Below are 19795 nucleotides of genomic sequence, written 5' to 3' on the forward strand. Positions count from 1 at the left end.
AGTATCGGATGACCATCAAAGATCTGGAAACTCTTTACGATTATGGCCACTGGGCAAACAAAAAGCTCTTCAATGTGATTTCACAGCTTACGCCGGAACAATTCACGCAGCCGGTGGGAGGAAGCTATGGATCCATACGGAACACGATGGTTCACGTTCTGAGCGCCGAATGGGGCTGGCTGGACCGTTGCGGCGGCGCAGAGCGTGGCTCGCGCCTCAATCCTGACGATTTTCCAACGGTCGAATCTCTCATGGAGGTTTGGAACAAAGTCGAGATCTACGTGCGCGAGTTTTTATCAAAGCTGAAGGACGACGAGCTGGCTCGCCCTGTCGAATTCATGAATCCCCGGGGGGAGAAACGCTCGTTGCCGTTGGGAAACCTGATGCAGCACGCGGCCAATCATGGCGTTCATCATCGGGGTCAGGTTGCGTTGCTGCTTCGACTGCTCGGCTTTGTGCCGGGCAATGTTGATATTCTCTTTTATTTTGCTGAGAAGCGCGCCGTCCCGGCGGGGTAAATCAGGTCACATCCCCATCCGACCCGCTCGCTTTTGAGGTCGGCCGCTCAGCAAGGCGCCGGCTGAACGGCAGATCGTCAGGCCGAAGGTCCAACGCCTTAACTGCCTCGACGCTATCGTCGCCCGCGGAGGTGAGATCGTTCAACCGGTTGGAGCGGACGCGCCCGAGGTCACCGCACGGTTTCGAGACTCCGGCGGGAACGTCATTGGTCTGTATCAGCATCCCAAGTGATTCCTTGGTCGGAGGGACGCTACAAGGGGCACGCTATGGGCCAGGTAGAACTTCAAGATGCGGATCGCGGTTTCAGGAACGCACTACTCGGGCAAGTCCACGCTGGTGGAAGCGCTCTCCAGGGAGCTTCCTGCGTACACCACTGTCGAAGAGCCCTACTACCTATTGGAGGACGACGGGTACGAGTTCGCGGAAGTGCCTTCTCTCGAAGATTTCGAATCGCAGCTCCAACGATCCCTCGAGTCTGTGGAGGGCAGTGGATCCGACGTCATCTTGGACCGCTGCCCCATCGATCTGCTCGGCTATCTTCTCACACACCGTGATGCCGATGCCTTTCGACTTGAGGACTGGTTGCCCCGTGTCAGGATTTCCATTGAAAACCTAGACTTAATCGTTTTTCTGCCAATCGAAAGACCCGATCGAATCGAAGTGGCCTCGTCGCAGGACAAGAGGTTCCGACTGGCGGTGGACGAAAAACTCAACGAGATTCTCATCGAAAATCCGTTCGAACTCGGGATGAATGTGCTGAAGGTGACGGGCTCCCTCCACGAACGTGTCCAGCAGGTATTGATCCATCTCCAAGAAAGGGGCGGCGAGATGACTGGAAGCCAGCGCCCAGGACAATTGGACACTCACCGGACAGGTCAGTCAGGCCGGTGCAGAGACTCGGAGCAAACAAGAAACAAGAGAACGCCGGGCAGGTGAGGCGTCAAACCGTGGGGCGACACGCACGAACAAATAGAGCGCAATTGGAGGAGAAAGATGTTTGATCGAATTGCGGATGGGCGTACTGACCTGGTGTTTGAGTATCTATCGGAAGGCCACCCGGCCAGCTCCACCGATGGGAATGGAGTGTCTCTCATCAAATGGTGCGCCTATTACGGCGATGTCAGTGCCATACGATTCCTCCTAGCCAACGGCGAATCACTCAAGTCCCTGGGAGACGACCTTGGCCTCAATGCGGCCGCGTTTCACGGGCACTGGCGGCTGTGCCAATTCCTCATCGAAAATGGCGCTGATGTAAATCAGGCCCTGGCGGACACCGGAGAAACCCCGTTGCACTCGGCGCTGTGCACTGCGAAGCGAACGGCACATGATTTGGTTGTCAAAGTTCTGCTCGCCCATGGGGCGAATCCCAATTGCGCAACAAAGGCATCGGTTGAAACAGGGGGATTCATGAGGGACTGCAGGACCAGAGCTGAGACTCCGCTGCATCGGGCCGCCGCCTTCGGCACTGAAGAGACCATCCAGCTGCTTCTGGATGCCGGCGCAACCATCGATGCCAAAGACATGAACGGCGACTCTCCGCTCACTTGGGGGAGTTGGCACCTCCGCCCCGATTCGTTTCTCCGAAAACTTTGCTACGGGAATTTCTTCATCCGCCCCGAACGGCGTTCCATGGAAGCCAATCTGCTTGGGGCGCCGCATGACTGACAGCCCGGATCGACACGTTGCTGGCAACGTGTTTTTCGTCAGGCAGACCGGCGGAATAACGAAGGGCTGATAGAGATCAATTTATGACAACGCCAAGAGGAACGTCGAGGTTTGCAAAGACTCAAGAGGTGAAGAAGATCCGGCAAGCAGACTCCAAGCCTGTAACCTTTGAGACCGTCCGCGAGATGGCGCTGGCGCTGGCGCTGGACGACGTCGAGGAAGGAACTTCGTACCGCACCCCGGAGTTCCGGGTACGTGGGGGACTGTTCGCACCTCTCCGTGAGGATCCGGACTCGCTCGTCGTTCGCATGGAGCCAGAGCAACGCGAAGAGTTGATGGCGGCCGAACCGGACACGTACTACATTACTGAGCACTACCTCAATTACCCATGGATGCTTGGTAGTTTCTTAGTTCGGTTCGACTTTCACGGCGTTCGATGCAAGCAGTGGCGCAAGAGATATATCTGCCGTAGGCGCGAGGAGCTGGAACATTGCCGATGGGGGGAGCTGTATCAGTAAATGACCTTGGAGAACCTGAGAACTTATGGAGGGCGGCCCTTTATGGTGGCGGTTATTCACGGGGGGCCGGGTGCCGGCGGAGAGATGGCCCCGGTTGCGCGTCGCCTCGCCTCCAAGAGGGGGGTCTTGGAGCCGATACAAACGGCTACCTCCCTTCAAGGCCAGGTTGAGGAATTGAAGTCGACCTTGGAGCACGGCGGCGACCCGCCCCTTACTTTAATCGGGTTTTCCTGGGGGGCCTGGCTCAGTCTTATCGTAGCGGCTTCCTATCCGGCTTTAATCAAGAAACTGATTCTCATTGGGAGCGGTCCGTTTGAAGAGAACTACGTTTCACAACTTCAACAGGCCCGACTGAGCCGTTTCACTGAAGAAGAGCGGACTGAGTATGGATTGATTCTCAAGATGCTGGACGATCCCGCGGCCCATAAGAGAGAGGAATCATTAGAGCGGCTGGGAAAGCTCACTTCGAGAGCGGACGAGTATGATCCGGATGGAAGAAGTCCCCGTGAATCGCCTTCACTCAGCGGAACGGGCGATCTCTATCAAAAGGTTTGGAGGGATGCCGCGGAAATGAGACGCAGCGGGACCCTCCTGGAGCTTGCGCAACGGATTCAATGTCCGGTGGTAGCCATCCATGGTGACTACGACCCTCATCCCGCTGAGGGAGTCCGAAAGCCCCTGTTGTCTGTCTTGAAGGACTTTCGATTCGTTCTGCTCAAGCAGTGCGGGCACAAACCCTGGATCGAGCGGCGGGCGACGGAAGCGTTCTATCAAGTCCTGGAAGAGGAACTGCAGTGAGTGTCGGTGCGGCTCAGCGGGGAACCGTCCGACAGGCTTCAGTTCAATCCACTCAGGGGCAATTTATCTGCCAATTCTCCGCTTGACAAGGCCAGGAGTTGTTGTTAAGTTTCGCGGCTTCCAGGGGAATGATCTTTTACAACCAAGTAGAGGCGCGGCCTCCAGGAGTAGCCGGTCCGGAAGAAGTGAAGGATTCAGGATCGCCCGGGCAAAAGGGGAAGGCCGCCGAAGCCGTCGCGCCGCCTTCACGGCAGACGGGCTGGTTGCTGTGGCTAAATCCACAGGACTGTCGCCGGGATTCATCCCGGTGGAGAGCTACGACAGAGGCAATGGAGTGCGGTTTCTCCCGCACCCGTCTATTCCAAGGTCGGTCGTGAGCACTCGCGGCCGGCCTTTTTTTATTTTTGATTTCTGGTTGCGGATTGCGGCCAGAGCTTCGACCCCGAACCCAGAGCTGAGCAGGACTTTTAACCATGGGAATTCAGCGACCGACCATTCTGAAGTTTGGCGGAACATCGGTAGAAGACACCAATGCGTTTGATCGGGTGGCATCCATCGTCCTCGCTCAAAGGGAGGCCCTCCCGGTCGTTGTTGTTTCGGCCATGGGTGGCGTTACGGATGCGTTGCTGGGAAGCGTCCGGTTGGCAGAACACGGCTCCCATGGAGAGGCCGTTCGTTCACTGGAGTCCTGTTTTGAGCGGTATTTGACAGTGGCAAAGAACCTGTGTGTCCCTGAAACACCGGAGATTGGACTCGCGCTGGATGATGCCCGCAGAACGATTTCCAGCCAACTACAGCAACTCAGTCAGCGGCCGCGAGCTCGGGCCATGCTCGAAGACGAGATTGTTTCCTACGGCGAGCGTCTCTCTGCCCTGGTCCTGAGCCGGGTGCTTCGGCAGCGCGGACTTGCAACGGCGCTCGTCGATGCGCGTCGATGCATTGTCACCGATGACGAGCATGGCCGCGCTGTGCCTTTGTGGCCCGAGACGGATTTGCGTACTAGGGCCGAAATTCAACCGCTGCTCGATGCTTCAACGGTTCCTGTTCTCGGGGGTTTCATCGGCGCCTCGAGGGAGGGACTGACGACAACCCTCGGGCGGGGCGGGTCGGATTATACGGCGGCCCTGGTGGGGGCCGCCCTCTCCGCAAGAGAGATCCAGATTTGGACTGACGTTACAGGCGTTCTCACGGCGGACCCCCGGTTGGTAAAGAACGCCCGGACGATAACCCGGCTTTCCTATGCGGAAGCGGCCGAGCTTGCCTATTTTGGCGCCAAGGTCCTGCATCCCAAGACGGTGCATCCCGCGGTGGATCGGGGAATTCCTCTTCGCATCTGCAATTCGCGTGCTCCCCAGAAGACGGGAACCATGATCGGGCATGAGAGCGAGATCTCGCCGCGGGGAATTAAGGCCATCGCCCACAAGGCGGGGATTACCACACTCCAAATTTCGTCAGGACGAATGCTCGGAGCTTACGGTTTTCTACGTTCCCTTTTCGAGGTATTTGAACGCCATCGGACTGTTGTCGACGTCGTCACGACTTCGGAAGTGAGCGTTTCACTTTCCTTGGATAATTCCTCCGCGTTGCCGGCCATTCTCAAGGATTTGGAACAGTTGGGGACCGTTGAAGTGGAAGATCACCGGGCCATCATCTGTGTGGTGGGCGAGGGGCTGCGGAGCACATCCGGCATCGCAGGCCGGGTGTTCGGAACGCTCAGGGACATTAATATCTCGCTCATTTCCCAGGGGGCCTCACGGATCAATCTGACCTTCGTTATTGATGAGGCGTTTGTGGGGGAAGCGGTGTCGCGTCTTCACAAGGCCTTCTTCGAGGTGGATCTGAGGGAGATGGGGGTGGACTCCGAAGCGGTGATTCACGAAGGAGTGGTTCGCACCTCATCATGAGACCTTCATAATGTTCGTTCCGGTCAGAGGAAAGGGAGACACCCTTGGCTTCAGAAAAACCGGCACATGCCGACCCTATTGCATTGACGCGCCAGCTTCTCAAGATCCCTTCGACCTCAGGAGAAGAAACGGAGATAGCTGGCTTCGTGGCCCGGCTCATGGAAAGTCTGAATTACCGCGTGGAGATCCAGGAAGTCGCTGCGGGCCGGATGAACGTCATCGCCACCTCGGGAAATGATCCTCGCGTCTTCTTTTCGACGCATCTCGATACGGTGCCTCCGCCGCTTACCCCGGGTGAGGATGAGGATTATCTATACGGTCGCGGAGCTTGTGACGCCAAGGGAATTCTGGCCGCGCAAATAGCTGCTGCCGAGCGGTTGCGTGCGGAGGGGAAGACAAACCTGGGATTTCTGTTTCTCGTGGACGAGGAGGTGGGAAGCCTGGGGGCGCGCGCTGCCAATCAGCACGCTTTGGCATCCTCCTGCCATTACATGATCAATGGAGAGCCTACCGACAACAAGCTGGCCATCGCCTCCAAAGGCTCCCTGCGGGCCAGGATTCGAGCCGAGGGCCGGGCCTCGCATTCGGCTTATCCGGAACAGGGCGAGTCCGCCATTGAAAAACTGCTCGATGCCCTGGCGCGGCTCCGTGAAGTCCAGTGGCCCCGCGATGACTTCCTGGGGGAAACGACCTGCAATATCGGAGTCGTGGGAGGGGGCACACGGACCAACGTGGTACCCTCCGAGGCCTACGCCGAGGTTCAGATTCGTCTGGTGGCAGGTTCCGAACTCGTCAAAGAATTGCTGGAACAGGCAGTGGATGGGTTGGCTCGGCTTGATGTCCTTTCCATCGCGGAACCCGTACGTCTCATGGCAGTTGAGGGCTTTGAGGAGTGTGTCGTCCGCTTCACGACTGATATCCCCCACCTCAAGAACTGGGGAGTACCGCTGTTGTTGGGGCCCGGTTCAATTCTGGAAGCCCACACCGAGCATGAACGCATCTCCAAAACAGAGATCATCAAGGCAGTGGGGCTATACACAAAACTCGCGCACATCCTGCTTGGCCGCGCCCATGCCCCGGAGGGGGATGAGCTGAGAACGGAGACCCGCCGGTGAGAATCGCCTTGCTCGGTCATGGGGCGATGGGCCGCCTCGTGGAAACATGCGCCCGCAATCAGGGGCGGGAAATCGGGATGATTTTCACCTCGAAGGATTCGGTTCTGACGCTTGAGGAAATGTCCGATCGCCTTCGGGGGCACGAAGTGGCGATCGATTTTTCGGTGGGCAATGCCGTCCTCAAACATGCGACGGCCTGCGCGCGAGCGGGTGTTCCTCTAGTCGAGGGGACGACCGGCTGGAAAGCGGAAGAGGCCGAAGTACGGCGAGTGGTCCAGTCCCTCCATGGCGGTCTCATTTTGGGGGCTAATTTCTCCATTGGGATAAACCTTTTTTATCGTGTCGTGGCGCAAGCTGCAGAGTTGTTTGGCCGCGTGGACGAATATGATGCCTTCATTGAAGAAGCTCACCACAGACGCAAGCGGGATGCGCCTTCGGGCACGGCGCTCCGTCTCCGTGAGATTGTGGCGACGCGTTCAGGGCGCGACCTTGCCGTGACCAGCACCCGCGCCGGCTATATTCCCGGCACCCACCGGGTGGGGTTTGACTCTGCTCCCGATCAGATCCTGTTGGCGCATACGGCCCGATCTCGGGAGGGATTTGCCTCGGGTGCCCTTGTTGCGGCGCAGTGGGTCATGGGGCGGCGAGGCGTGTTTGAGTTCTCAGACGTTTTGGATGAAATCCTAAGTGAGGTGAAACGTGAAAGGAGGGATATGAAATGAGCATGCAGATCGGTTGGCTTCAAGGTTGCGCAACGGCCTTGGTGACTCCATTTGATTCGGCAGGGGCTGTTGACGAGAAGGCATTCCGGGCGCTGGTGGAGCGGCAGATCACCCAGGGGGTTCGACTCCTGGTGCCCTGTGGCACGACAGGCGAGAGCGCCACCATGACGGAAGAGGAAGACGCGCGGGTGATCGGTATGACGGTCGAGGTGGCAAGAGGGCGCGCGCACGTGATAGCGGGGACTGGCAGCAACTCCACCTCAACGGCCATCGAATATTCCCTGGCGGCGCGGCAGCTGGGAGCGGATGCCATACTCGTCGTGGCCCCCTATTATAACAAGCCGACACAGGAGGGGCTTTATGCACACTTCCGTGCCATAGCCGAATCAGTGGGCGATCTCCCGATGGTGCTGTACAATGTTCCGGGCCGCACTTCCTCGAACATCGCCGCCGCGACCGTGCTCCGGCTGGCCCGCGAGGTGAGGAATATCGTGGCGGTCAAAGAGGCCTCCGGAAACCTTTCGCAAATCATGGAAATCCTCCACCATCGTCCCTCCGGGTTTCGAGTTTTCTCGGGTGACGATGCCGTGACGCTCCCCTTGCTTTCGCTGGGGGGGGATGGGATCATTTCGGTGGTCTCCAACGAAGTACCCGACTTGATGTCAAGAATGGTGGATCGGGCCCTGGCGGGTGACTGGGAAGAAGCCCGCACGCTTCACTTCCGGTTGCTCGATCTCATGGAGGTGAATTTCATTGAGTCGAGCCCGGGGCCAGTCAAGGCGGCGTTAGCCCAAATGGGACTGATTGAAGAAAAATTACGACTCCCGCTAGTACCCGTGCAGGAAAAATCCCGGCTGAAAGTGCGGGAAGTCCTGGTGGAACTTGGATTGGTGAAGGAAACCTCCCATGCAGTTGCGTGAACGCATCGAGCTCCTCTCGGCAAGCGGCCGCAACAGCTTTACAGAAGAAGATCGTGCGCTGTTCAACGAGTTCAAGGCCGCGCTCAATTGCGGCGAAGTCCGCTCGGCAGTGCGTCTGCCCAACGGGGTGTGGCAGGTGAACTTGTGGGTCAAGCTTGGAATCCTCCTCGGCTTTCGGATGGGGATGTTGGCAGACATGTCTTCAGGTCCTAGCTTGCGCTTCTTCGATAAGGATACGTATCCGGTGCGCGCGACGGCATTGCGAGACAATGTGCGCATCGTTCCCGGAGGATCCAGTATCCGGGATGGGGCGTACGTCGCCCCGGGCGTGGTTTGCATGCCCCCGATGTACGTCAATGTCGGGGCGTATGTCGATGAAGGGACCATGATTGACAGCCATGCGCTGGTGGGCTCATGCGCCCAGGTGGGCAAAAGGGTCCACGTCTCCGCCGCCGCCCAGATCGGGGGTGTGCTCGAGCCGGTTGGCGCCATGCCCGTCATCATCGAAGACGATGTGATGGTCGGCGGGGGTTGTGGTATTTACGAGGGGGCGATTGTGCGGGAACGGGCGATTCTCGCGGCAGGCACCATTCTCACGGGTTCAACTCCGCTGTATGACCTTGTCCGCAACCGGGTTTATCGGCGCGAACAGGGGGCCTCGCTTGAAGTCCCCGCTGGGGCGGTTGTCGTCCCGGGCGCCCGAGCCGTCCAGGATCGCCCAAGCGGCGCTTCAGGTTTGTCCCTTTATGCTCCGGTCATCGTCAAGTACCGGGATGAGAAATCGGATGCGGCAACACAACTTGAAGAGGCTTTACGCTAAAGATGGATGAGTGCTGGACAGTCCAAGGATCAGATGACGGAAGGGAAGGCTTATGGCTGAAGATCACAAGTACCGTGTGGGAATTCTGGGAGCCACTGGGATGGTTGGACAATGGTTCATCCGCTTGTTGGAAAGCCATCCTCAGTTCACAGTCACCGCGCTCGCTGCCTCCGACCGGTCTCAGGGGAAGACCTATGGGGAGGCCTGCGCGTGGAGACTGCCGGGGGGGATGCCCTCCTATGCCCGGTTGATGGTCATTCACCCGCCGCATCCCCCGCTGGATTGTGAGATCATATTTTCAAGTCTACCTGCGGATGTGGCGAAAAAGTCAGAAGCAGCATTTGCCGAAGCCGGCTATCCGGTGATCAGCAACTCCTCGGCCTTCCGGATGGATCCCGCGGTCCCCCTGTTGATCCCGGAGGTCAATCCGGACCATCTGGGATTACTGGAGCTTCAACTCCAGTCGCCCGGATCCAACGGGGGATACCTGGTTACCAATCCGAATTGTTCGACAATCGTGTTGACCCTGGCACTGGCGCCGTTGCAGCGCACCTTTGGCCTTGAAGCCGTCGCGGCGACCACCCTTCAGGCCATTTCGGGAGCCGGTTATCCGGGAGTCGCCTCGTTGGATATCACCGATAACGTGCTGCCGTTCATCGAACACGAGGAAGAAAAGATCCAGCGGGAGACCAAGAAAATCCTGGGTGTTTACAAAGGCGAGAAGGTGGAGGATGCGCCGATGCCGGTAAGTGCTCAGTGTCATCGGGTGAATGTTTCCGACGGCCACACCGTGGCCGTGCGGGTGAAGCTATCTCGACCTGCCAAGCCCGTTGAGGTCCGCGAGGCGTTCGAGACCTTTACCGGTGTTCCTCAGAGCATGGGCCTCCATTCGGCGCCATCCCACCCCTTGATTGTGCGGGATGAGCCCGACCGCCCTCAACCCCGGCTTGACCGCGACGCCGGCAGGGGGATGAGCGTCACTATCGGCCGAATTGCTCAGGATCCGGTTCTGGATTACCGGTTTGTGGCGCTTGGACACAATGTGGTAAGGGGCGCGGCAGGCGCCGCGATCCTGAATGGGGAATTGCTGATTGCAACGGGATGGCTGAGCAAGGAGAAGAGGATGAGGAACTCGCTGGCGGATTCGTCACGATAAGCCGTCCCTCCCGCTGTGAATTGTTTGTTTGTCAAAATTGCCCCGGGACTGTATAATTCGGGGCACCTGGTTACAAATTATGCTCTGTTTGGGACAAACGGATGAATAGAAAGATAAAAGCGTTAATTGTGTTGCTCTCGTGCCTTGTGGTTTTCTACGCCGTCGTCGGCGGCCTCATCGGGAAGGAAACCCCGGCAGAGGGAGCCTACAAACAACTGCAGGTTTTCAGTGAAGTTCTTCTGCGCATTCGAAATGACTACGTCGAGGAGCCTAACTTGAAACAGGTGTCCGAGGGCGCGCTGCGCGGGGTCCTGGAGTCGTTGGATCCGTACAGCAGCTACCTCACCCCTCAGGAAGTGGCCCAGATGAACGGCGGCGCCATGAGAGAGAGGGGCGACATCGGGGTGCAGATCTCCAAGCGGTTCGGTTACATCAACGTCGTCACCACGGTCCCGAACTCGCCGGCCGACCGGGCAGGTCTCATCACGAGTGACATTATCGAAGCCATCAACGGAGTTTCCACGCGCGACGTGAGCATGCAGCAGGCCCGGATGTTCTTCCGAGGACCGGTGGGCGCGACCGTGACGCTTTCCATTCTCCGCGGCCAGCGGGCTGAGCCCATTAAGGTGGATATCATCAGGGAAGCCCTTCCAGTGCCCCCCGTGGAATCCAGGATGCTTGAGCAGGGCACCGGTTACCTCCGGATCTCCGATTTGGCCTCCGGGAAGGCCCAAGAGGTGAAGAAGGCCGTCGAGGCGATGGAACGGCAGGGGGCCAAGAAGCTCGTGCTTGATGTCCGAGACATGGCCAGCAATGATCTCGAAGAAGCAGTGGCTGTGGCGAACTTGTTCCTCGATCACGGAACCATAGTGACGGTCGAAGGGCAGAAATATCCCAAGAAAACCTTTGTCGCCGAGAAAAGCAAGACGGCGACTCAACTTCCTGTCGCAGTGCTCATGAACCGTGGAAGCGCGTCTGATGCGGAGGTCATTGCGTCTGCCATCCTCGAAAACAACCGCGGTGACGTTATCGGAGAGCGCAGTTATGGCATCGGATCGATCCAAAAGCTGATTCCTCTGGAAGATGGATCGGCCATCCTGCTCTCCGTGGGAAAATACTTTACACCGGCCGGACATTTGATTCAGAACGACAAAGATCTGAGTAAATCCGGGGTGCTTCCCAACGTCGTCGTTAAGATTGATGAAGACAATCTGGCGGCGCAGGCTGAACCGATTGCCGAATCCGAGGCGGCGCCGGCCGATAAAGGACAGTCGAAGGCGGGGTTGCCGCCAAAACCCAGGAACCAGCCGGATGTCATCCTGAATAAGGCGCTTGAAGTGCTTCATGAGGAGTCCGCAAGAGAAAAGAAAGCCGCTTGAGTGCTGAGGAGGTGGAAGCCCACCCTCTGCATCCTTGAGTTCAGTACAGGTCCCGGGAAATCCGAATGGCGATCCACCGCGGTGGATCGCCATTTTCATATGCGCGGGCCAAGAATGCTTGCCACGACTGAAAGACTCCAACTCCTATTCTCGGAAATTAATTTCCTCATGATGACCAACCGGAAAAGAATCCATCTTCTTGTCATTCTGACTTTGCTCCTGGGCTCGTGTCAGCAGATTCCGAGGCCGAAGGAGAATCGGGGGGCATTGTTTCATGCCGAATTGAAGCAGGCGTTACGGGGAGGAGACCTGGCGGCCTGTAAGCCGACGGTCGCCACCGAACCCGCAGGGACAGACGGCGGCATTCAAGAGATGACCCATATGAAAATCGTTGCGCCCAACCGGATCGTGCTTCAGCAGGCGGGGGCGGCGGTGGAGAAAATAGCGAGCCGGTATGAGCTGTCCTACAAGCGGTGGGTTTCTCCCAAGGATGGAACGGACTTTGTGCTTTATGAAGTCTCGGAGGGAAAAAACCGGGTTAGTTCCATCCTCCTGACCCTGGAGTCTCAGACCGAGCCGCGAAGGACCGCAACACTGCCCCCCGATGAGATCGAGCCTTCTAAAATTGACCTGCCCAAGTTCTTCCAGGGAGACTACCGGGTCTCGATTATTATTGACGATCTTGGTGCCGATTTGAGTGTGGCTGAGGAATTGGTCAAACTCCCGCAGAATCTGACCTTTTCGATCATTCCTGAACTCAAGTACACACAGAAGACGGCGGAACTGGCCAAATCGAACGGCAAAGAGATCATGGTGCATTTGCCGATGGAACCGGAAGCTCACGAAGGGCTGGTGATCGAACCGAAGACCATTCTGTCATCCATGTCGCCCTCGGAAGTAGAGTCAATCTTTCAGGAAATGGTCGCCAATGTACCCTTCGCTGTCGGGATGAATAACCATATGGGTTCGAAGGCGACTCCCAATCGCGCCTTGATGGCCGAAGTCCTGGCGCTGGCGAAGTTGCGCGGACTCTACTTTATCGACAGTCGCACGACGCCCGCCACCCAGGGCTACGCCGTGGCGCGGGAAATGGGAGTCCCCACTAACTTCCGCTCGGTGTTCCTCGACGACAAGAGAAACGTGCCGTATACCGAGTACCAGCTCGATGTCTTGCTCAAGCGAATGTTGAAGCAGGGCTCGGCCATCGCCATTGGCCACCCGTATCCGAGCACCATTGAAGCTCTGCGCCGGAAACTTCCCGAATTTGAACGCCGCGGAGTGAAGATTGTGTTCGCCTCGGAATTGGTGTCGTGAGGAGAGGGGTCTGGTGCCGGGGATCAGGTGGAGGGTGGAGGAAGCCAGACGTCAGAAGTCGGAAGTCAGAGGTCGGATGTCGGAAGCCTGAAACAATTGCCCTGATCCGTACCGTGGGTTTGTTCTTAACTTTGAACCTTGAACTTTAAACTTTGAGTTGGGTTTTTGGACCTTGGACTTTGGACCTTGGACTTTGAACTGGTTTGTTGAACTTTGAACTTTAATTAAATGCTGGTTCGATTTGAACGCGTGAAAATTTCCTTTGGCGCCGCCGAAGTTTTGGAGGAGGCATCCTTCCAAATTGATCCGGGGGAGGGCATCGGTCTGATTGGACGCAACGGCTCCGGGAAAACAACCATCCTCCGGCTGATCGCCGGCCAGATACCACCGGATGCGGGTACCATCATTCGGTCTGCCCAGCTGCAGATCAGCTACCTGGAGCAACTGGTTCATGGCGAGTCCAACGCCACCGTCTTTGAGGCGGCCGAAGGTGTTTTTTCGGGGTTGCTGTCTCAGGAGCGCGAAATAGAAATGCTCACGCATCACCTCTCTGATCCTGCCTTCGCCGGGACGCGGGAGCAGGACTCTATGCGCTTAAGTGATTTGCTGCATCAATTCGAGTTGCGAGGGGGGTATTCCTTCCGGGCGCGCACGGAAGCCGTCCTCATGGGATTAGGGTTTGGGAGTTCTGATTTTTCGAGGTCGGGCGAGGAGATCTCGGGAGGGCAGATGAACCGGCTCAACCTGGCGCGTCTTTTGCTCAGCGAACCCAACCTGCTCCTGCTGGATGAACCCACCAACCATCTGGACCTCGAAGCAGTCGCCTGGCTCGAAGATTTTCTGCAGAGTTACCCCAACGCCTTTCTCGTGGTATCGCACGATCGTTATTTTTTGAATCGAGTGGTCCGCCGTGTTTTTGAGCTCGAAAATGGAAGGATTCAGACCTACTCAGGGGACTATTCGGCTTACCACCGGCAAAAGCAGTTACGTCTGGAACAGGCCACGAAGGCTTACGAACAACAGCGCGAGTGGATTGAGCGGACCGAGGATTACGTCCGGCGAAACATCGCCGGGCAAAAGACGAAGCAAGCCCAGTCGCGACGGAAGATGCTGGCGAAGGTGGACCGACTCGAGAAACCTTCGGAGGCAGAGGAATCGGCGCGGTTTGATTTCCACGTGACCCTGCCGAGCGCGCACCGGGTGCTTGAAATTGAAAACGGGACCATTGGATACGGTGAGACCTCCGTCGTCACAGGGATTGACCTGAAGCTCTTCCGGGGCGAGCGCTACGGGGTGATTGGGAGAAACGGGTCAGGTAAATCAACCTTTTTGAAAACCATTTGCGGCCGTTTGAAACGCCTGTCGGGAGCCTGGATTCCCGGGGAAAGGGTTCACCTCGGGTATTACGATCAGACCCTGGAGAACTTGAATCCGTCGAACACCGTCCTTGAAGAACTGCGTCTGCTCGCGCCCATGGCGACTGACGGGGAACTGCGCTCCTTTGCGGCACGGATTCTGTTCAAAGGGGAGGAGGTGTTTCAGCGCATCGAGAGCCTTAGCGGTGGAGAAAAGTCGAGGTTGAGCCTGGCCAAGCTGATCTGCCAGCACCCCAACTTCCTCTTGCTTGATGAGCCTACGAACCATCTCGATATCGCCTCGAGGGAGGCATTGGAAGAAGCCCTGACGGAATATGACGGGACGCTTCTCGTCGCCACTCACGATCGCTATCTGCTTGAGCAGTTGGTTTCACGACTGCTGGTGTTCGAAAACGAAAAGATGGAGCTCTTCGATGGGAGATATTCAGAGTATGTCAAGGGCCTGACCTCCACACCGGCGCCGACCCTCCCCGAAAGCACGAAAAAGAAAAATCTAAAAGATGAAGGCAAACGGGGCGTCCCCTTGAGCCTGGCAGATGTGCCGAAAGCGGAGACGGGCCGAGGAGTAAAAAAGCCCAGCACGAATCGAGAACGCCAAAGAATCCAAGATCTCAGTCGGCTTGAGGATGAAATCACGAAGCTGGAACTGGAGTTGAAGGACCTGGAAGAGCACTTGTCCGACTCCACCAACTATTCCGACCCGGAACAGATCAGAGCCCTGAGCGAAGCTTACCAGTCCCTGACCGAACAGCTGCGGCGGTTGTACGATGAATGGGCGGCCCTCGAAAGGGAAGAGGCTTGAGCGGGGCCGAACGCGCTGAATGTGGTGAGGGGAAGGGATCCGCCCGGTGGCAGGGCCGGGGCGATTGGATGCTCCCTGAGGACGCCAGCCGGAGCCCTGTCGTGCTTTTAACCTGTTGACATAGATTTGCAGCGCCAAGTAAACTCACTTTTCTTTTGGGTAACCACCCCACAAGATGTCTCAAAGCAGACGAGCTGCCTGACCATCCCGGCAGTCAGCAATCATCCTGGTTCATTCGGAGGAAATTATTATGTCAGTCAAAATTGGAATCAACGGGTTTGGTCGTATTGGACGGAATCTGCTGCGGGCCGCCCTGGACGACCGGGAGATCGATTTTGTTGCCGTGAACGATTTGACAGATCCAAAGACCCTGGCTCATTTGCTGAAATACGATTCGTTGCTCGGTATTTGCCCTGCCGAAATCCATCATGGGGACGACAACATCGTCGTCAACGGTAAATCCATTCGGGTGCTGAAGGAGAAAAATCCTGAGGCCATCGACTGGACGAAGTTTGGGGCGCAGATGGTGATCGAGTCGACGGGAAAGTTTACGAAGGGTGAAGACGCCCGAAAGCACATCCGAGGCACCGTGAACAAGGTCATTGTCACCGCCCCTGGAACGAACGTTGACCACACCATCGTGCTGGGAGTCAATGAAGGCACCTACGACCCGCAAAAACACCATGTAGTCTCCAACGCATCTTGTACCACGAACTGTCTGGCTCCGGTGGCAAAGGTGTTGAATGATCACTTCAAGGTGAGCAGTGGATTTATGGTGACGATTCACTCCTATACCAACGATCAGGTCACCCTCGATTTTCCCCATAAGGACCTGAGACGCGCACGCGCGGCTGCGGTTTCGATCATTCCCACCTCGACCGGGGCGGCCAAGGCGATCGGCGTGGTCATCCCTGAGCTGAAGGGAAAGATGGACGGTATTGCCATGCGAGTACCGACTCCTAATGTGTCCGTGATTGACTTGGTCTGCGGACTGGAGAAGCAGACGTCGGCCACCGAAGTGAATGAGGCGATGAGAGCCGCGGCGGCAGGCCCGATGAAGGGAATATTGCAGTACTGCGAGGAGGAATTGGTATCGGTTGATTTCAGGGCGAACCCACACTCTTCCATTCTTGATGCGGGATACACCAAGATGGTGGGAGACCGGCTTGTTCATGTGATGTCATGGTACGACAATGAGTGGGGTTACAGTTGCCGTGTCCGTGACTTGATCCGGTTCATCGTGGGGCATAAATAGACCTCTTTGAACCTCCATGCCAATTTTCTTCCGGCGGGGTTTCTGACAGTTGCACCATAAGAGTGGAACCGCTGTCTTAGAGTTTGGATTGACGGCGTGCAGGTCAATGGGGCGTGGCGCCCGGTTCTTCGAAGTTGCTATCGCCGGCAGTAGGAAGAGACCCCCTGAGGCAGCCCCGTGAAGGTCAGGGGCGGCCACCGGTTCTGCGCGTTCCGGAAATTGAAAATGCAATGTTCCGGACCTGCTTCATGAGGATCTGAGGTAAGCGTGAAACTCTCCCGCAGGAGACAGTTTGGTCTTGCCTTGCACTCGCTCACAAGCTTATTTATCGCCCAGGACGTCATTCTATGTCGATCAAATCGATTCGAAATGTTGATCTGAAAGGGAAGCGGGTTTTCATACGGGTCGACTTCAATGTTCCTCTGGACGAGAAGCTGGCTGTGGCGGACGACACGCGGATACGGGCTTCGCTGCCAACGGTTCAGTTCGCGCGGGACCAGGGAGCGAAGGTGGTTCTCGCCTCCCATCTGGGTCGCCCCAAAGGAACGGTGAATCCCAAGTATTCTTTGCGGCCGGTGGCGACACGCCTCAATGAGTTGCTGGGAGCCAATGCTCGATTTGCGAAGGAGTCCGTTGGAGACGAGGTGGAATCCGCGGTGCAACAGCTCAAGGCAGGGGAAGTCTGTCTGCTTGAAAACTTGCGATTCCACAAGGAAGAGGAAGCCAATGATCCCCAGTATGCCGAGCGGCTGGCGCGGCTTTGTGAGGTTTATGTCAACGATGCATTCGGCACGGCCCATCGCGCTCATGCCTCAACGGTGGGAATGGTCCCCTTTTGCCGCGAAGCAGCGGCTGGATTCCTGATGGAGCGCGAACTGGAGTATCTGGGGAAGCTGGTCTCCAATCCGGAGAAACCCTTTGTGGCCATCCTGGGAGGAGCCAAGGTTTCGGACAAGATTGAGGTCATCAGGAATCTTCTCGGCCGCGTGGATGCGCTCCTGATCGGCGGCGCCATGGCATACACCTTTTTCCTGGCCAAGGGTGTGGAGGTTGGAAAGTCCCTGGTGGAGTCCGACAAGGCAGCTCTGGCCAAAGAACTCCTCGACGTGGCGGCAAGTAAGCATGTTGAGTTCCTGCTCCCGGTGGACCATCTCGTGGCAAGCCGGCTCGATGAATTGGCGGAGACAAAAATCACCAGTGTGAATGAGACCCCGGCGGATTGGATGGGGGTTGATATCGGCCCCAGGACCGTTGAGAAGTTTCGGGAAAAGATACGGGGGGCAAAAACCGTTTTCTGGAATGGACCGATGGGTATCTTCGAAAAGACTCCTTTCGCTCGAGGAACAATGGACATCGCGCATTCGCTGGCGGATTGCCGGGGAATTACCGTAATCGGAGGCGGCGATTCCGTCTCTGCCGTCAAGCGCTCGGGTGTCGCCGACCGGATAACGCACATCTCTACGGGAGGCGGGGCTTCCCTGGAGTTTTTGTCGGGGATTGAGCTGCCTGGCGTTGCAGCCCTCGAGACGAGGTGAAAAGGGTCGAGTCGTCCTTTATTATATTTATGCATATGTTTGAAAGTCATCGGTCAATCCTTGAAAAGAGGCCCTTATAGTCATGCGAAAGCCCGTCATTGCCGGCAACTGGAAGATGTTCAAAACCGTGGAAGAATCGGTTGCCTTTGTCGATGCACTCCTTCCCCTGGTCAAAGGTTCGGCGCACTGCGAAGTCGTGGTGGCGCCCCCTTTCCCCTCATTGTGGTCCGTTGCCCGACGGGTGAAAGGGAGCAATGTTCGAGTGGCAGCACAGAATTGCCACTGGGAAAAAGAAGGAGCCTTTACAGGTGAAGTGTCTTGTGAAATGATCGTTGAAGCAGGGGCGAGCCATGTTGTCATTGGGCATTCGGAGCGGCGGCAGTTTTTTGGAGAGACCAATGAGACGGTCAACAAGAAGATCTTTGCTGCCCTTCGTGCTTCCCTGATCCCGATTGTTTGCATCGGCGAATCGCTGGCGGAGCGAGAGCAGAAACAAACGGAACGAGTCGTGGGCGAGCAATTGACGAAAGGCCTCAACTCGTTGACAGAGCTCCAGCTTTCCCATATTATTGTTGCTTACGAGCCCGTCTGGGCGATCGGCACCGGGCGCACGGCCACCCCGGAGTTGGCGGCCGAGACCCACCGGTTTGTACGCGATACGATCGGAAGGATGTTTTCTCCCGCCAGCTCTTCAGCAATGCGGATTCTGTACGGGGGGAGCGTTAAGCCCGATAACATCAAGGGCTTGATGGCACAGCCCGATATCGATGGCGCCCTGGTCGGCGGGGCGAGTTTGAAGGCTGATTCGTTTGCGGCCATCGTGAATTTTTAGGCCGGGATCGAACAATTCAAGAGAAAGGCGTTTTCATGGTTGCAGTTTTTACGACAATTCACATCCTGGCTTCGGTCATCATGATTCTCGTTGTGTTGCTTCAGAGCGGTAAGAGCGCCGACCTGGCGGGCGCATTTGGTGGTGGAGGCAGCCAGACCGCCTTCGGACCTCGGGGTGCTGCCACACTTCTTTCTAAGATTACGACCATTTCGGCCATCGTCTTCATGATTACTTCAGTTACGCTGGCGATTATGGCGTCGAAGCGGACGACCGGGTCCGTTTTGGAGGGGGGGAGCACACCAGTCCCGCAACAAGCGCTGCCCGTTTCACCCCCGGTTTCCCCGGCCCCCGCGACGCCCCAGCCCCAACAGGGAACACCCGGCGGACAGACCAGTGGAGCATCACCGAGCGCGCCAGCCAATCAAGGGAAAGCAGGGTCTCCTCAACCCAGTAAATCGGCGCCTCAGAAGCCGGCACCGGCAGCCCCGGTGAAAAAGTAGTCCTAGAGGCACTGCCGTGCCTTTGTGAAGTTGACTGACCGGGGATGCAGTATTTAACCCAAATTGATCTTGGGCAGGACTCAAACGCGGAAGTGGCGGAATTGGCAGACGCACCATCTTGAGGGGGTGGCGCCGTGAGGCATGTGGGTTCAAGTCCCACCTTCCGCACCATTTTCAATCTCCTCGGACGAATAAATGTTTCTTTTTGAAGCCACTCAATCCCGGTGGCTTTTTTTATTTGACTACGCCTCGTGGGCAAACAAGGAAGAAGCTGGCGCTCTTCCTTGAATTCACTTCACGCCCCCATTTATCCTTCCTTAGATGTCTGGACCTCGCGGTCTGCATTTAGGCCGATCAGGAGCCAAGACCGAAAGGGAACCACCGCTGCCCACGAGTTTACAGACCGGCAGCCCCCCCCTTCTGCCAAAGAAAATCCTAAAGCTCTGTAAGAATAGGGCGATATGTTAGTTGAAGGAGGTCTTGGAGAGTGCCAAGGTGTATCCCACCAGCGATCCCTCCCGCTGACGTTGAGGCCGAGGAACTGCGGCAGACCGGGGTTCTGGATTGAATTCTAATCAAGGGTACCCCCTTGATAGTGGAGATGCTCCAGGAATAAACAGTGCCTCTGCAATATCTGGTTATGACCCCTTGAGATTGGTGACGCC

The 19795-nt window shown here is 57.0% G+C and carries 19 protein-coding genes and 1 tRNA gene; 19 read left to right on the forward strand and 1 reads right to left on the reverse strand.

Annotated features, from left to right (window positions below):
- Positions 1 to 8: 8 nt before the first annotated feature.
- Positions 9 to 518: a DinB family protein gene (locus LAO21_04730; protein MBZ5552003.1), complete on the forward strand. Its 510-nt coding sequence runs from the start codon at positions 9 to 11 to the stop codon at positions 516 to 518.
- A gap of 1 nt (position 519) precedes the next feature.
- Here the strand turns inward: LAO21_04730 and LAO21_04735 are convergent, their stop codons facing one another.
- Complete coding sequence (locus LAO21_04735) at positions 520 to 741, reverse strand: hypothetical protein (GenBank protein ID MBZ5552004.1); 222 nt, start codon at positions 739 to 741, stop codon at positions 520 to 522.
- Between the two features lie 66 nt (positions 742 to 807).
- Between LAO21_04735 and LAO21_04740 the strand changes: the two genes are divergently transcribed.
- The 18 genes from LAO21_04740 (at position 808) to LAO21_04825 (ending at position 19301) form a co-directional block, all read left to right on the forward strand.
- On the forward strand, positions 808 to 1455 hold the full coding sequence (locus LAO21_04740) for an ATP-binding protein (protein ID MBZ5552005.1): 648 nt from the start codon (positions 808 to 810) through the stop codon (positions 1453 to 1455).
- A gap of 57 nt (positions 1456 to 1512) precedes the next feature.
- The gene (locus tag LAO21_04745; GenBank protein MBZ5552006.1) at positions 1513 to 2184 is read left to right on the forward strand and encodes an ankyrin repeat domain-containing protein; all 672 of its coding nucleotides are present in this window, start codon (positions 1513 to 1515) and stop codon (positions 2182 to 2184) included.
- 83 nt (positions 2185 to 2267) lie between these two features.
- Complete coding sequence (locus LAO21_04750; GenBank protein MBZ5552007.1) at positions 2268 to 2702, forward strand: MmcQ/YjbR family DNA-binding protein; 435 nt, start codon at positions 2268 to 2270, stop codon at positions 2700 to 2702.
- Positions 2703 to 3500: an alpha/beta hydrolase gene (locus LAO21_04755; protein MBZ5552008.1), complete on the forward strand. Its 798-nt coding sequence runs from the start codon at positions 2703 to 2705 to the stop codon at positions 3498 to 3500. It abuts the gene before it with no gap.
- Positions 3501 to 3973: 473 nt separating this feature from the next.
- Positions 3974 to 5404, forward strand: coding sequence for a lysine-sensitive aspartokinase 3 (lysC, locus tag LAO21_04760; GenBank protein MBZ5552009.1), 1431 nt, complete (start codon positions 3974 to 3976; stop codon positions 5402 to 5404).
- A 158-nt stretch (positions 5405 to 5562) separates the two neighbouring features.
- Positions 5563 to 6519 carry a M20/M25/M40 family metallo-hydrolase gene (locus tag LAO21_04765; protein MBZ5552010.1) on the forward strand — a complete coding sequence of 319 codons (957 nt, stop codon included), beginning with the start codon at positions 5563 to 5565 and terminating at the stop codon, positions 6517 to 6519.
- On the forward strand, positions 6516 to 7241 hold the full coding sequence (locus LAO21_04770; GenBank protein MBZ5552011.1) for a dihydrodipicolinate reductase: 726 nt from the start codon (positions 6516 to 6518) through the stop codon (positions 7239 to 7241). The genes LAO21_04765 and LAO21_04770 overlap by 4 nt, the downstream gene beginning before the upstream one ends.
- 2 nt (positions 7242 to 7243) lie before the next feature.
- Positions 7244 to 8161 carry a 4-hydroxy-tetrahydrodipicolinate synthase gene (dapA, locus tag LAO21_04775; GenBank protein ID MBZ5552012.1) on the forward strand — a complete coding sequence of 306 codons (918 nt, stop codon included), beginning with the start codon at positions 7244 to 7246 and terminating at the stop codon, positions 8159 to 8161.
- Complete coding sequence (locus LAO21_04780) at positions 8148 to 8981, forward strand: 2,3,4,5-tetrahydropyridine-2,6-dicarboxylate N-succinyltransferase (protein ID MBZ5552013.1); 834 nt, start codon at positions 8148 to 8150, stop codon at positions 8979 to 8981. Before dapA ends, LAO21_04780 begins: the two co-directional genes overlap by 14 nt.
- Before the next feature lie 52 nt (positions 8982 to 9033).
- Positions 9034 to 10137 carry an aspartate-semialdehyde dehydrogenase gene (gene asd, locus LAO21_04785; protein ID MBZ5552014.1) on the forward strand — a complete coding sequence of 368 codons (1104 nt, stop codon included), beginning with the start codon at positions 9034 to 9036 and terminating at the stop codon, positions 10135 to 10137.
- A gap of 101 nt (positions 10138 to 10238) precedes the next feature.
- On the forward strand, positions 10239 to 11516 hold the full coding sequence (locus tag LAO21_04790; GenBank protein ID MBZ5552015.1) for a S41 family peptidase: 1278 nt from the start codon (positions 10239 to 10241) through the stop codon (positions 11514 to 11516).
- A 168-nt stretch (positions 11517 to 11684) separates the two neighbouring features.
- A complete protein-coding gene (locus LAO21_04795; protein ID MBZ5552016.1) occupies positions 11685 to 12830 on the forward strand; it encodes a divergent polysaccharide deacetylase family protein in 1146 nt (381 codons plus the stop codon).
- Between the two features lie 228 nt (positions 12831 to 13058).
- Complete coding sequence (locus LAO21_04800; GenBank protein ID MBZ5552017.1) at positions 13059 to 15008, forward strand: ABC-F family ATP-binding cassette domain-containing protein; 1950 nt, start codon at positions 13059 to 13061, stop codon at positions 15006 to 15008.
- A 250-nt stretch (positions 15009 to 15258) separates the two neighbouring features.
- Positions 15259 to 16263, forward strand: a complete 1005-nt coding sequence (gene gap, locus LAO21_04805) for a type I glyceraldehyde-3-phosphate dehydrogenase (protein ID MBZ5552018.1) — start codon at positions 15259 to 15261, stop codon at positions 16261 to 16263.
- A 347-nt stretch (positions 16264 to 16610) separates the two neighbouring features.
- The gene (locus LAO21_04810) at positions 16611 to 17798 is read left to right on the forward strand and encodes a phosphoglycerate kinase (GenBank protein MBZ5552019.1); all 1188 of its coding nucleotides are present in this window, start codon (positions 16611 to 16613) and stop codon (positions 17796 to 17798) included.
- An 82-nt stretch (positions 17799 to 17880) separates the two neighbouring features.
- Complete coding sequence (tpiA, locus tag LAO21_04815; protein MBZ5552020.1) at positions 17881 to 18630, forward strand: triose-phosphate isomerase; 750 nt, start codon at positions 17881 to 17883, stop codon at positions 18628 to 18630.
- A gap of 35 nt (positions 18631 to 18665) precedes the next feature.
- Positions 18666 to 19130, forward strand: a complete 465-nt coding sequence (gene secG, locus LAO21_04820) for a preprotein translocase subunit SecG (GenBank protein MBZ5552021.1) — start codon at positions 18666 to 18668, stop codon at positions 19128 to 19130.
- Between the two features lie 86 nt (positions 19131 to 19216).
- Positions 19217 to 19301, forward strand: a tRNA-Leu gene (locus LAO21_04825).
- Positions 19302 to 19795: the final 494 nt, after the last annotated feature.

This window comes from Terriglobia bacterium, from assembly GCA_020073085.1.
In the GTDB taxonomy this organism is placed as follows: domain Bacteria; phylum Acidobacteriota; class Terriglobia; order JAIQFV01; family JAIQFV01; genus JAIQFV01.

Bases quoted from the DNA above. Each gene is read 5' to 3' on its own strand.
- LAO21_04730 (MBZ5552003.1), top strand. From the start codon at position 9: ATGACCATCAAAGATCTGGAAACTCTTTACGATTATGGCCACTGGGCA.
- LAO21_04735 (MBZ5552004.1), bottom strand. From the start codon at position 741: ATGCTGATACAGACCAATGACGTTCCCGCCGGAGTCTCGAAACCGTGC.
- LAO21_04740 (MBZ5552005.1), top strand. From the start codon at position 808: ATGCGGATCGCGGTTTCAGGAACGCACTACTCGGGCAAGTCCACGCTG.
- LAO21_04745 (MBZ5552006.1), top strand. From the start codon at position 1,513: ATGTTTGATCGAATTGCGGATGGGCGTACTGACCTGGTGTTTGAGTAT.
- LAO21_04750 (MBZ5552007.1), top strand. From the start codon at position 2,268: ATGACAACGCCAAGAGGAACGTCGAGGTTTGCAAAGACTCAAGAGGTG.
- LAO21_04755 (MBZ5552008.1), top strand. From the start codon at position 2,703: ATGACCTTGGAGAACCTGAGAACTTATGGAGGGCGGCCCTTTATGGTG.
- lysC (MBZ5552009.1), top strand. From the start codon at position 3,974: ATGGGAATTCAGCGACCGACCATTCTGAAGTTTGGCGGAACATCGGTA.
- LAO21_04765 (MBZ5552010.1), top strand. From the start codon at position 5,563: ATGGAAAGTCTGAATTACCGCGTGGAGATCCAGGAAGTCGCTGCGGGC.
- dapA (MBZ5552012.1), top strand. From the start codon at position 7,244: ATGCAGATCGGTTGGCTTCAAGGTTGCGCAACGGCCTTGGTGACTCCA.
- LAO21_04780 (MBZ5552013.1), top strand. From the start codon at position 8,148: ATGCAGTTGCGTGAACGCATCGAGCTCCTCTCGGCAAGCGGCCGCAAC.
- asd (MBZ5552014.1), top strand. From the start codon at position 9,034: ATGGCTGAAGATCACAAGTACCGTGTGGGAATTCTGGGAGCCACTGGG.
- LAO21_04790 (MBZ5552015.1), top strand. From the start codon at position 10,239: ATGAATAGAAAGATAAAAGCGTTAATTGTGTTGCTCTCGTGCCTTGTG.
- LAO21_04795 (MBZ5552016.1), top strand. From the start codon at position 11,685: ATGATGACCAACCGGAAAAGAATCCATCTTCTTGTCATTCTGACTTTG.
- LAO21_04800 (MBZ5552017.1), top strand. From the start codon at position 13,059: ATGCTGGTTCGATTTGAACGCGTGAAAATTTCCTTTGGCGCCGCCGAA.
- gap (MBZ5552018.1), top strand. From the start codon at position 15,259: ATGTCAGTCAAAATTGGAATCAACGGGTTTGGTCGTATTGGACGGAAT.
- LAO21_04810 (MBZ5552019.1), top strand. From the start codon at position 16,611: ATGTCGATCAAATCGATTCGAAATGTTGATCTGAAAGGGAAGCGGGTT.
- tpiA (MBZ5552020.1), top strand. From the start codon at position 17,881: ATGCGAAAGCCCGTCATTGCCGGCAACTGGAAGATGTTCAAAACCGTG.
- secG (MBZ5552021.1), top strand. From the start codon at position 18,666: ATGGTTGCAGTTTTTACGACAATTCACATCCTGGCTTCGGTCATCATG.